The organism is Aeromonas caviae (assembly GCF_000819785.1).
Taxonomy (GTDB): Bacteria; Pseudomonadota; Gammaproteobacteria; order Enterobacterales; family Aeromonadaceae; genus Aeromonas; species Aeromonas caviae.
The window spans coordinates 1-12141 of the sequence record NZ_CDBK01000007.1 but is presented as its reverse complement, the minus strand read 5'-3'; the positions used below and the strand labels follow the sequence as shown (position 1 = coordinate 12141).

Genomic DNA, 12141 nt, shown 5'->3' with positions numbered 1-12141 from the left:
TGAATACCATCTCCATACACCCCAACCTCTCCGCCAACCCCGAATAACGCTCGGTCTTTTTCCGTACCGCTTGTGCCAGCAGGGCGCGATCGCCGTAGAGGTCGAGGCGCGCCTTGGCGCGGGTGATGCCGGTGTAGACCAGCTCGCGGGTCAGGAGCGGGCTGGGGCTGTCGGGCAGCACCAGCACGGTATGGGCAAACTCCGAGCCCTGGGATTTGTGGATGGTCATGGCGTAGACCGTCTCATGGGGGGGCAACCGGCTGGGCAGCAGGGCCCGCAAGGTGCCGTCCGGCTGCTCGAACCACACCTTGAGCCGCCCGGTGTCATCGGGCAGGCAGAGCCCCATGTCGCCGTTGTAGAGGCCTACCCCGTGGTCGTTGCGCACCACCATCACCGGGCGGCCCGCATACCAGTCGCCGTCACGCTGGATCAGCTCAGCCTTGGCGAGGGCCAGTTCGAGGCGCTCGTTCAGCCCCGTCACCCCGAAGGGGCCGTCCCGCAGGGCGCAGAGGATCTGGAAGCCGTTGAATGCCTTGAACACCGCCGCCGGATCCTCGCCGGCCCGGGCCGCCTTGAGGTAGCTGCCGTAACCGGCGACCCCCTGGGCAATCAAGGCGTTGTAAGCCTCCCCCGCCCAGGGGTGCAGGCGGATGTCGCCAAATCCTGCGCCCCAGACCGCCTCCACCGCCGCCCCGTCGCCGCTGTTGCAGGCCCGCGCCAACTGCCCGATGCCCGAATGCTGGTCAAAGCGCCAGCTCTTGGAGAGCAAACAGAGGCTGTCGCGCACGCTGGCCCCCGCTGGCGTGCCTTGCAGGCGATAGCCGGTCTGGCGGGAGAGCCAGTGTGCCTGCGCGGGGCTGATGCCCTGTTCGATAAAGCTGCAGATATCCCCGAGCACGGCCCCCGCCTCCACCGAGGCGAGCTGATCCTTGTCGCCGAGCAGGATGAGGCGGGCATGGCTCGGCAGCGCATCCAGCAGGCGCGCCATCATGGGCAGGTCCACCATGGAGGCCTCGTCCACCACCAGCAGGTCGAGGTGCAGCGGGTTGCCTCTGTGATGGCGGAACTGGCTGCGCCCGGGGATCACCCCGAGCAGCCGGTGCAGGGTGCCCGCCTCGGTGGGGATGGCCTCCACCCACTCGGGGGGCAAGTCCAGCGCCTGCAGGGCAGCGCCGATACTCTCGGTCAGACGCGCCGCCGCCTTGCCGGTGGGCGCCACCAGCCGGATCGCCGGGGCCTTGCCCCCTTGCAGGCCGGTCTCCACCAGGATGGCGAGGAGCTTGGCCACCGTGGTGGTCTTGCCGGTGCCGGGGCCGCCGGAGATGACCGCGAAGGGACGCGCCGCCGCCGTGGCCGCCGCCAGCTTCTGGCCGTTGCAGCAGAGCGCCTCGGGCACCAGGGTATCCAGCCGCTCCAGCTCGCTGGCCGCCTGGGCGCTCTTTAGCAGGGTCTCCACGGCGGGCCACTCCACCTCATGGGGGAAGACCAGATCCAGGTACTTCTCCACAAAGTGGCGGACGGAGAAATCCGGCGCGAGGCGGGCCTTGAGCAGGGCCCCGAATACCAGGCCGTAGTCGCGGGCAAAGAGGCGTGACAGGGCCGGGGCAATCTCCGGCCATTCGGCCCGTTCACTCAAGGCGCTAAGGTGGCGGGCCACCCCCAGCTCAAAGTCGTGGTAGCGGGTGAGGTAGAGGCGCTCCCCCCAGAGTCGCAGGGGCCAGCGGGGGAGCTCTCCCTCCTCCTGTTCGCTCCCCACCAGGGGGCTGGCCGCAAAGAGGGCGGGCCAGCTCGCGGGATCCGCGAGATCCGCCAGCAGATCCCGGCTCTGATCCGGATCCAGCCCGAAGGGGCGCGAGGATCCCTGCCCGTCACCGCCCTGAGCGAGCATCGCCAGCGGCAGGCAGACATGGCCGCGCCCCAGCTCATGGCAGGCGAGTGCGGCCCCCAGCACCAGCTCGGGGCTGCCGCCCAGGTCTGCCACCAGCCTGGCAAATTGCAGGTCAAGCTGGCGGATGCGCCCCGCCAGCGCCAAGGCTTTCAGCCGCTCTATCATGGTTTCGCCCTTCATCTCGCCCCTCATGCCTCTGCCTTGTTCGATTTTTCTAAACGATGATCGTCAGACGTCACACCTTTACTAAACAACTCGTCCAGCCCCAGCACCAGTTCCCGGCTGGGCCTGGCATGGAAAATGCCCCCCTGGGGCATGCCGCGCAGGAAGAGATAGAAGACCCCGCCAAAATGCCGGTCGAAATCGTAGCCCGGCAGCCGCAAGGCGAGCAGCCGGTGCAGGGCCAGCGAATAGAGCTGGTATTGCAGATCGTAGCGATGCTCGACCATGGCCCGCTCCAGGGCCGGGCGGCCGTAATCGGCGGGGCTCATGCCAAGGTGGTTCGATTTGTAGTCGAGCAGATACCAGCGCCCCTGCCACTCGAACACCAGGTCGATGAAGCCCTTGAGCATCCCCTGCACGGTGGCAAAACCGAGCGGCTTGCCGCCCCGCGACAGGGGGTCGTGCTGCTGGCAGAGTGCGGTGAGCGCCGGTGCCGTCACCCGCCCCATGGGCAGGAAGAACTCCAGCTCCACCTGTTTGCGCTCGGGGGCCAGTTCCCGCAGCCGCACCGGATCCCCAAGGCCGGTCTCAAGGGGGGTATCCAGCACCGCCTCCACCTGCTGTTGCAGCACGGGGGCCCAGCCTTCGTCGAACCCCTCCTGGGTCAGCAGGGCGGCGATGTGCTGTGCCAGCGACTCGCCCTTCGCGTGCTCGAAGTCGATGGTCTCGAACAGGCTGTGGAGCAGGGTGCCGGGACGCGCCCCCTTGGGGAAGGTGAAGATGGAAGGGGCGGGCGCCTCCTCTTCCTGCACGGTGACGGCTGCCTCGGTGGCCACCTCGTCATCGAAGCCGGGGTTGGCCAGCACCCCCTTGCCGTGGCCGTTGCCCTGGGCCGCGAGCCCGGAGTAGGAGCTGATCCACCAGTCCCGCTCAAGCTGCCCCTGGAACGTGCGCACGCTGGGCTCACCCGGCGTCTCCGCCTCGGCGGGCAGCGGGGCCGGGCGGGTGAGCGAGGGCTCACCGACGGCCACCCCCGGCAGGGCCTGGGCCAGGTCGGTGAGGGCGGTCGCCAGTGTCCCGGCGTCCCCCTCCTCCCCCTTTTGCAGCAGGTAGCCGATGGCGGTGCGGTGCAGGTCGGTCTTCTCCGACTTGCCCGCCCCGGAGCGCACCGGCGCTAGCCCGAGCCAGGTGGCATAGACCCCCCGGGTCAGGGCCACGTAGAGCAGGCGCAAGTCTTCGGCGAGGCGCTCCTTGTCGGCCTCGGCCAGAGACTCCTCGGCGCCGGTGAGATCGAGCACGGTGCGATTGCCCGCCTCCCCCGTTTCGTGGAACAGGGGGGTGTCGGCGGCGCGGTGGCTGCAAATGAACGGCAGGAAGACCAGCGGGTACTCCAGCCCCTTGGATTTGTGGATGGTGACGATCTGCACCAGCTTGCGCTCGGACTCCAGGCGAAGTATCTGCTCCCCGTCCTGGCCGTTGGGCTGGCTCACCGCCTCCCCGAGCCAGCGCAGCAGGGCGTACTCCCCGTCCAGCTCGCCGCTCGCCTGTTGCAGCAGCTCGCCGAGATGGAGGAAGTTGGTCAGCCGCCGCTCCCCGTAGGGGCTCGCCAGCAAGGAGGCGGCGAGGTTGCGCCCGTGCATCAGGGCCCGCAGCATGGCCAGCACCCCGTGGCGATGCCAGACCGCGCGGTATCCCATGAACTCCTGCACCGCGCTCTCCCAGGCCCGCTCGTCCGAGGCCAGCGCGTCCAGGGCCCTGGCATCGAGATCGAACAGGCCGGTGGCGAGCGCCGCCCTAAGGCTTCGCTCATCGCTCGGGTTCTGGCAGGCGTGCAGGATCAGCAGGATCTCCCGCGCCTCCACCTGGGCCAGCACGCTCTCGCGGTTCGACAGATAGACGGAGGCGATGGCAAGGCGCGCCAGCTCCTGCTGCACCAGCTTGCCCTCGGCGCCGGTGCGCACCAGCACGGCGATATCCCCGGCCCTGACCGGCTCGCTGCCGAGCATCGCCTTGCCCTCCCGGGCCAGCGTGAGCAGGCGATGGATCTCCCCCGCCGTGGCGCGGGCCATCCTGCTCTGGTACTCCCCCTTGTTGAAGGTGGGCTGACCGGTGAGCTGCCAGCAGTGCAGCACGGGGGCGGTCTGCCCCTCGATCAGCAGTGCCCGGCTCTTGCCCTGCGCCTCCACCGGCAGGAAGGGGATGTCCGCCTCGTAGATGAAGGGATCCTTCGCCCGCTCGAACAGGCCGTTGACCGCCGCCACCAGGGCGCGGCTTGAGCGCCAGTTGCGCCCCAGGGTGTAGTGGGCGCTCACATTTCGCCGCGCCTGGATGTAGGTAAAGATGTCCGCGCCACGAAAGCCGTAGATGGCCTGCTTGGGGTCGCCGATCATCAGGAGCGCCGTGTCCTGGTGACCGCCGTAAAGCCGGTGGAAGATGCGGTACTGCTGGGGGTCGGTATCCTGGAATTCATCGATCATGGCGACCCGGTAGGTGGCGCGGATGCGCTCGCACAGCCGCTCCCCCAGGCCCGAGCCGAGCGCCCCGTCGAGATCCCGCAGCAGATCGTCGAAGGAGAGCTGATGGGCCTGGCGCTTGCTCTCCTGCATTCGGCTGCGCACCACCCTGGCTGCCCGCTGCAAGACGAGATCCCGGATGCCGGGTCGGCTCGCCAGCAGGGCGTCTATCTCGCCAAAGAGCGGCAGGGTGGGCACCGCTCCCCCCTTCTTGAGGTTCTCCTCCAGCACCTGCTGGCCGAAGCGCTCCAGCTCCTTGGGGAGGACGTAGCCGCTGGCCTCGTCCTGCGCCCAGTCGCCAATCTTGGCAAGCCAGCCCTCATAGTTCTTGCCGGTGTAACGGCTGATCTGCCCCTCGGTCTGGCGGCGGATCTCGTCCGTCTGCGCCAGCCACCCGGCCTTCACCGCCCCGATGCGGGCCATGGCGACGCTGTGCCGCGCCGCCAGGGTCTCGTCCCCCGCCACCGGGCGGATCTCCAGCTCGTCGTTGTCGAGCCAGCTCCCCATCTCCCGCAGCAGGGCGGCGGGGCTCGGCCAGAGCCTTCGCACCGCCCGGGCCAGGGGCTGATCCACCGGATAGAACTCGGCGCGCCAGTAGTCACTCACCGCCTGCAGCCGGAGCCGGCTGTCGTCGGTCAAAAATTCGGTTTCAAAGAGGGCGCCCGACTCGAAGGCGTTCTGCCTGAGCATCCGCTGGCAGAAGCCGTGGATGGTGAAGACCGCCGCCTCGTCCATCTGCCGCTCGGCGGCCAGCAGGCGACGGGCCGCCAGGTCGTGATCCTCCACCTCCGCCAGCAGTTGGGCCAGCAGGGTATCCGTGCTTTGGCCGCGCATAAAGGCGAGACGCGCCTCGTGGATGCGGGCGCGGATCCGCCCCCTCAGTTCGGCGGTGGCCGCCTCGGTAAAGGTCACCACCAGGATCTCGGTCACCGACAGGGGCCGCTCGTGGGCACAGGGCTGACCGGCGTCTCCCCCCTCTTCGCCTGCTTGTTCGATAACCGGGCCGTGGCCCAGCAAGAGGCGCAGGTAGAGGCCCGCGATGGTATAGGTCTTGCCGGTCCCGGCGGAGGCCTCGATCAGCCGCTCGCCATAGAGGGGAAAACGCAGGGGATTGAGCGGGTTAGCCATTATTGCAACTCCTCCAGCACCTGATGGAGCGGGGTCAGGTGTTCACGGGCCAGCCCCTGCAACTGGGCCAGCACCTCGTCATCGAGTTCCGGGAAGCAGCGGGCGACATAGACGTCCTGCCCCTCTCCCGTCACCATGTAGCCGCCGTTGAAGCGGGCAAGTGCCGCCTTGTCGGCCTCCTCCGGCTTTGCCGGATCCTTCTCGATCCCCTTGAGCCACTCCCAGGCGGTGCTCGGGAAGAAGGGCAGCGGCCGCTTCATCCCCTGGGTCCAGAGGGCCACCAGGGCCGCCAACCTGGGCCGCGCCTCGTCCGCCGCAAGCCTTGGCAGCCGCAGACTCTGTTTGGCATCGAACAACAGGGTGTCGCCGGGGGCGCTGCTCAATGAGAGGCAAAGATGCTGGATCCAGGCCAGCAGCAGATCCTTGCCGTTGAAGCTGCCGGGCTTGACCACCAGCGCTCGTCCCTTCTGGGTGTCTATCCAGCCCTGAAGCTGCCCCTGGGCCAGAGCGATGTCGATCTCCACCGCCTGTTTGTCCCCCGTCCAGGGGCGCAGCCGCGCCGCCAGCTTGCCCATCTCGCCGTCGATCTCCTCCAGCAGCAGGCTGCCGAACCACCCTTGCGGCAACAGGCCGGAGAGTTGCAGCCGGTGGCGACGGGCCTCGCTCTCCCCTTCGGTCAGATGGGCATCCAGCAGCAGCGCCTTGAGCTGATAGTGCTGCAGGCCGTCCAGCTCGAAGGGCTCGCTGTCTTCGATGGTCGCCTCCTCCAGCTCGAACCACACCTTGAGGCGGCGGTTGAGGAAGTACCTGGCGGGCTGGCGATAGAAGCGCAGCAGCTCCGCCAGCTCCAGCCCCTGCTCCCTGCCCCACTCCGCGGGCAGGGGCAGATCGCCGCTCTGGAAGTTGGCGGCCCCTCGCTCCGGGCTCAGGGCCGGCAGCCAGTCAGCGGCATAGGTGAAGAGACCGGAGCCGGGTTCGGGGTAAAAGTAGGCCGGGCTGTAGGGGGTGAGGGGGTGCGCCACGATCAGGTGTTCGAGCAGCCGCTGGCCCGAGGTGTCATCGTCGAGATCTTCATCCCCCGCCAGCACGAAGCCCTGGCGCACGTAGTCGATGAGCTCCGCCAGCAACACGGAGGGTACCTTCTCGCTGTTGTCCTGGGCGCTGAACCCCTGATAGCTGATGTAGAGCCCCTGCTGGGCACTGAGGAGCGCCTCGAGGAAGAGGTAGCGGTCGTCATCCCGGCGGGATCGGTCCCCGCGCCGCGAGGCCACCGCCATCAGATCGAAGCCCATGGGGGGCAGGGTGCGCGGGTAGACGCCGTCGTTCATGCCGAGCAGGCAGACCTGGCGGAAGGGAATGGAGCGCATCGGCATCAGGGTGCAGAAGTTGACCTGACCGGCGAGGAAGCGCTGGCTGGAGCGGGACTCCCCCAGCACGCTGCCGAGGTAGTCCTGCAACAGGTCTGCACTGATGGCCTGCTCGAAGCGGGCCTCGCCGAGCTGGGCCTGCCAGTCGGTGAGCTGGCTGCGGATGAGCTGGAGCTGGCGCTCTTCATCCTCGTCGGCGAGATAGAAGCGCTCCAGCAGCGCCAGCAGGCAGGCGTGCCATTCGGCCAGCGGCTGCGCCTGTTGCAGCCTGGGCAGAAATTCCGCCAGGGAGTCGACGAACCAGGCGAGCTTGCCGAGGATCAGCCCCTGCTGACCCTCGATGTCCGCATAGGGCAGGATCCCCGCCACCGGCTCCCCGTCCCCCATCGCAAAACCCAGCAGCATGCGCCGCAGGCCGAACAGCCAGCTGTTGCCGGACAGACGCGGCAGCGCGAAGCGCTCGGGATAGTCGTCATCCAGCCCCCAGCGGATGCCGGTCTCCTGCACCCAGCGCCGCAGCACGTTGAACTCGTCGTCGTCCAGCTCGAAGCGGCGCAGCACGGCGGGCACCTCCAGGATGGCGAGCAGCTCCCCCGCCCCGAAGCGGGCGTTCGGCAGCCTGAGCAGGGCGAGGAAACTTTGCAGCAACGGGCTCTCCTGGCTCGCCGCCCGATCGGAGATCGCAAAGGGGATCTGGCCGCGGGCCCCGCCCCGCCCCTTGCCGCCCTCCTTGCCAAAGACGGCCTGGATGTAGGGGCCGTAGCTGTTGACGTCCGGCATCATCACCACCACGTCTTTGGGGGTGAGGGTGGGATCCTGCTCGAACAGGGCCAGCAGCCGGTCGTGCAGCACCTCGAGCTCCCGCATGGGGCCGTGGCAGGCGTGGATCTGCAGGGTGCCGTCATCCAGGCTGACAGGGCTCTTGTGGTGGCTGGCATCGAGATTGAACTCGCCGGCCCCCCGTTCCGCCAGCTCCAGCACGTCTTTCTGGATGGCCCGCAGCAAGGTGACCTTGCCCTCATCGTCGCGATCCTCGATGTCGACGAAGGCCTCTATCTGCGGCACCTCCAGCTCCATCAGCTGGTGCAGGTAGTCGCGCCCCAGCTTGCCCATGGAGGCGAGCAAGGGGTTGGCGGGACCCTGCAGGGTCTCGAGATCCGTGCCGGGCTTGAGCTTGTTTTCGAGGCGCGCCAGGGTCTTGCGATCGAGCAAGTCCCCCCAGTAGTAGCGGCAGGGGTTGGTCACAAACAGGTGTACCTCCACCTCGGGGCGGCTGCCGAGGGCCAGCAGGGCCTCCACATAGCGGGGCGGCAGGGCCGAGATGCCGAACACGAAGACCCGTTGCGGCAGCCTGCCCGGCAGATCCCGGGTGCGCTCCAGCTCGTGGATGAAGGCCTCGTAGAGGTTGGCGCGGTGGTAGCCGCTGGGGCTGAGGGCCAGGGTGCGGGCCACCAGCTCGCGCCAGAGCTCGGGCTGCCAATCCTGACCGCTCACTCCGGCCAGCTCCTGGCTCAATCCTTCCCCCTCTTCCCAGCGGGCGATCCAGTCCGGCCGGTAGACCAGATACTGGTCGAACAGATCCGCCACCTTCTGGCAGAGCTGCCAGAGCCGCACCTGCTCCGGCGCCGCCCCGTCACTGCCCCCCAGATAGGCCGCGAGGGGCGCAAAGGCGGGTCTGCCGAGCAGAGTGGGCAGAATGGTCATCAGGTGCCAGCTCATGGCCCCCTTGTTGTAGGGGCTCTGGCGGGGCACGTCCGCCAGCACCCGGGTGAACATCTCCCAGATGAAACTCGCGGGCAGGGGAAAGTCGATGTTGGCGGCGATGCCGAACGCCTTGGCCAGCTCCAGCTTGAGCCACTGGGCCATGCCGGGACTCTGCACCAGGATCTGCTCCCGATCGAAGGGGTGGGAGAGCGGAGCCTGCCGGATGCGGCTCACCAGCAGCTCCTTGAGCAGATCCAGCTGATTGGAGTGGTAGAGGGTAAACATGGACGACTCCCGCCAATTTCATGAAGAGGGGGTGCGCGGGGGGACACTCTCTGGCATTCCCGTCACGGCACGCGAATCGGGATTGTCGGGGATCGGGGGATAAGATGCAAAAGGCACTTGTGGCCTCCGGGCTGCGCGCCGTCACACTGATGCGATCCCCGGAAAGCGGGCAAAAAAAGCCGGTGCAGGGCACCGGCCAAAAGGCGTTGGAAAACTTGAAACGTCAGGGTATTACCAGTGCTTGCCGAGGCGGGCATCCAGGCTGAAAGCCCCTGCACCGGCCGCCGCCAGGGCCAGGAAACCACCGGCCACGGAGACGTTCTTCATGAACATCAGCATCTGCATCTGCTCGGCAGGCTGATAGTGGAAGATGAAGGCGGCCATCAGAGTGAAACCGGCCAGCAGCACGGAGAGGCTGCGGGTAAACAGGCCCAGCATGATGGCAAGACCGCCACCCAGCTCCAGCAGGATCACCAGGGGCAGCATGAACCCGGGCACGCCCATGGCTTCCATGTAACCCTGGGTACCGGCGTAACCGCCGATCTTGCCCCAGCCAGCCATCACGAACATCAGCGCCAGCAGTACACGACCCACCAGCAGTGCCACATCTTTCATCTTGTCCATCGTCATATTCCTTTGCTTACCATCATGGTATTTACAGTGTAAAAGCTAATTGTTAACTCATTCATTTCGCCAAGATTTTTCTATCAAGGCAGGTCAAACAGCAGGGCTTCACTCCCCCTGGAGGCGGTGAGCACCCAGCTCGACTCGTCGCGGCTGAGCAGCCCGTCGCCGGGTCGGGCAGCCAGACCGTTGCCGGTCAGCTCCCCTGAAATCATGTGCAGGTAACCATGACGCCCTTGCAATGCCCACTCGAGGGTCTCCCCTTCGGCAAGCTGCAGCCGCCATACGCGGGCCTGCTGGCGGATCCTGAAGGATCCCGCCTCGCCGTCCGGTGACGCCACCAGCGTCATCCCGGGCTTGTTTTCAATCTTCTTCTGCTGATAACCCGGGGTCGTGCCGTGTTCATTCGGCTCGATCCAGATTTGCAGCAGGGAGAGCGGCTCGGTCTGCGAGGGGTTGTACTCGCTGTGCCGGATGCCGGACCCTGCGCTCATCAGCTGGAAATCCCCCGCCGGGATCTGCTCGGCGTGGCCGAGGCTGTCCTTGTGCTCTATGGTGCCTTGCAGCACGCAGGTGAGGATCTCCATGTTGGCGTGAGGGTGGGTCGCGAAACCGCCACCCGGCGCCACCCGATCCTGATTGATGACCCGCAGGGCAGAGTGTCCCATCCATTCCGGGTCATAGTAGTGACCGAAGGAGAAGCTGTGACGGGCATCCAGCCAGCCAAAGTTGGCCTTGCCCCGTGCTTCTGCGGCTCTCAATTTCATCATGGTGTGCTCCTCACTGACCAAGTTGGTTCATTAACGCTGGCGACCGTCACCCAGACCGAAGGGGATGCGGTAGCTGCTGCTTTCGTTGCCCAGGCTCACCGTCAGGTTGCCCTGGGTACGGCTCGGGATGGCGACCTGCTGGGTGCCCATCAGGTTGGCGTGGACAGAAGCCAGCAGATCACCGGACTCGTCGCGCACCTCCAGCATGGGGTTGGCCTTGCCGTCCATCGCGGCGGTGGCGCTCCAGTTGACGAACAGCACGCCCGGGGCGGCATTGAAGTCAGCGGGAACGGAAGCCTGGGCGGCACCTGCGGTCATCAGGCCTGCAACGGCCAGCATCTTGATTACGTTTTTCATGTTCATTCACTCTCTTGGGTTTTATGTCATTGCCAAGGCCCCTTGGGCCCGAATCAATGCATCCATGCAAGAGATCATTCAAATACTATGTTGTTCTTTTGCTGACATCAGACATCGTGTTTGGGGATGTCTCAGCCCGGAACTACCTTTTATTTGGCTGCCAGGCGTTCCTGCCTAAGCGTTGATTGAATATTAAAGTGACTTCCCCTAAGTTGTTAGCGAGATAATCTGGTAAACACATTCAAAAAAATTGAAGGTTGGATATGGCCAAGGAATCGAACAAGGAGCGGGCGCTGACCCTGGAGGCGATCCGGGTGCTGGATGCCATCGACCGTCGTGGCAGCTTCGCGGCGGCGGCCGACGAGCTGGGCAAGGTGCCTTCGGCGCTGAGCTACACGGTACAAAAGCTGGAAGACGAGCTGGACGCCATGCTGTTCGACCGCAGCGGCCACAGGACCAAGTTCACCCCGGCGGGCCGCATGCTGCTGGAGCGGGGCCGGGTGCTGCTGGAGGCGGCCGAGCACCTGGTGGGGGAGACCCGGGCCCTCTCCCGTGGCTGGGAGACCGACATCACCATCGCCGTCGATGCCTTGATGCCGGTACAGGCTCTCTACCCCCTGGTGGATCGGCTGGCCGAACAGACCGATACCCGGCTGAGGTTTCGCGCCGAGGTGCTGGCGGGCAGTTGGGAGTGCCTGGAGGATGGCCGCGCCGACCTGCTCATCTCCTCCCTCAATGCCGATATCGCCATGACCGGCATCAAGCACCAGGTGCTCAGGGAGGAGGTGATGCTCTACGTCGCCCACCCCGATCACCCCCTGCATCAGGAACCCGAGCCCCTGGCGGACGAGACCCTGCGCCGCTATCGCGCCATCGCGGTGGCCGACACGGCACTGCGCAAGCCGGTGCTCACCTACCGCCTGCTCGACAAGCAGCCGCGCCTGACCGTCAGCACCATGGGGGAGAAGCGGGACGCCCTGCTGGCGGGGCTCGGCATCGGCACCATGCCGCAACGCTGGATTGAAGAGGACATCAAGGCGGGCAGACTCAAGGTGATCAGTCCCGAGTATCGCCACCAGATCCAGGTCGTGCTGGCCTGGCGGCGAGACACCATGGGCAAGGCCAAGAGCTGGCTGGTGCGGGAGATCCCCAAGCTGTTTGCCGGTCAGGGGGAATAAAGGACTGCCTTCCGGGGTCGGTGGCGCAGGAAGTACCAAAACTGCGCCCCATTCTTGACGACGGGCTCAGATTCGGAGAAAAGAAAAAAAGCGGACCTCTTGCGAGTTCCGCTCAATGCCAGGAAAGAATAAAACCTTGCGGTTAAAAAAGGCGCTGTCCCAATT

Annotated in this window: 7 protein-coding genes; 1 reads left to right on the top strand and 6 read right to left on the bottom strand. The window is 66.4% G+C overall.

Features of this window, described 5'->3' with window-relative positions:
- The 6 genes from recD to BN1120_RS00965 form a co-directional block, all read right to left on the bottom strand.
- The coding region (gene recD / locus BN1120_RS00990; protein WP_080767834.1) for an exodeoxyribonuclease V subunit alpha at nt 1–2068 on the bottom strand (2068 nt) is incomplete at its 3' end.
- 8 nt (nt 2069–2076) lie between these two features.
- A complete protein-coding gene (recB, locus tag BN1120_RS00985; protein WP_042014346.1) occupies nt 2077–5691 on the bottom strand; it encodes an exodeoxyribonuclease V subunit beta in 3615 nt (1204 codons plus the stop codon).
- Nucleotides 5691–9047, bottom strand: coding sequence for an exodeoxyribonuclease V subunit gamma (recC, locus tag BN1120_RS00980; protein WP_042014345.1), 3357 nt, complete (start codon nt 9045–9047; stop codon nt 5691–5693). Before recC ends, recB begins: the two co-directional genes overlap by 1 nt.
- A gap of 231 nt (nt 9048–9278) precedes the next feature.
- Nucleotides 9279–9671, bottom strand: a complete 393-nt coding sequence (locus BN1120_RS00975; RefSeq protein WP_010675909.1) for a DoxX family protein — start codon at nt 9669–9671, stop codon at nt 9279–9281.
- 83 nt (nt 9672–9754) lie between these two features.
- Nucleotides 9755–10441 (bottom strand): pirin family protein, encoded by a 687-nt coding sequence (locus tag BN1120_RS00970; protein WP_010675910.1) that lies wholly within the window; start codon nt 10439–10441, stop codon nt 9755–9757.
- A gap of 30 nt (nt 10442–10471) precedes the next feature.
- Nucleotides 10472–10804, bottom strand: a complete 333-nt coding sequence (locus BN1120_RS00965; RefSeq protein WP_042014344.1) for a hypothetical protein — start codon at nt 10802–10804, stop codon at nt 10472–10474.
- Between the two features lie 257 nt (nt 10805–11061).
- Between BN1120_RS00965 and BN1120_RS00960 the strand changes: the two genes are divergently transcribed.
- Nucleotides 11062–11976, top strand: a complete 915-nt coding sequence (locus BN1120_RS00960; protein WP_010675912.1) for a LysR family transcriptional regulator — start codon at nt 11062–11064, stop codon at nt 11974–11976.
- Nucleotides 11977–12141 lie beyond the last annotated feature (165 nt).